1 rRNA gene is annotated in these 255 nt (G+C 52.5%); it reads left to right on the top strand.

From position 1 onward, the window contains the following. A 23S ribosomal RNA gene (locus tag G8767_RS36700) occupies positions 1-255 on the top strand; the annotation flags it as partial.

The raw sequence follows: 255 nt of genomic DNA, 5'->3' as shown, positions 1-255 counted from the left end.
CGGCGAAATTGCATTACGAGTAAAGATGCTCGTTACGCGCGGCAGGACGAAAAGACCCCGGGACCTTCACTACAGCTTGGTATTGGTGTTCGGTTCGGTTTGTGTAGGATAGGTGGGAGACTGTGAAACGGTGACGCCAGTTATCGTGGAGTCGTTGTTGAAATACCACTCTGATCGAATTGGACCTCTAACCTCGGACCATGATCTGGTTCAGGGACAGTGCCTGGTGGGTAGTTTAACTGGGGCGGTTGCCTC

The organism is Rhodococcus sp. IC4_135 (assembly GCF_011602025.1).
GTDB classification, from domain to species: domain Bacteria; phylum Actinomycetota; class Actinomycetes; order Mycobacteriales; family Mycobacteriaceae; genus Rhodococcus_F; species Rhodococcus_F baikonurensis.
Note: the sequence above shows the minus strand (reverse complement) of the source record. Positions and strands in the feature narration are given on the sequence as shown.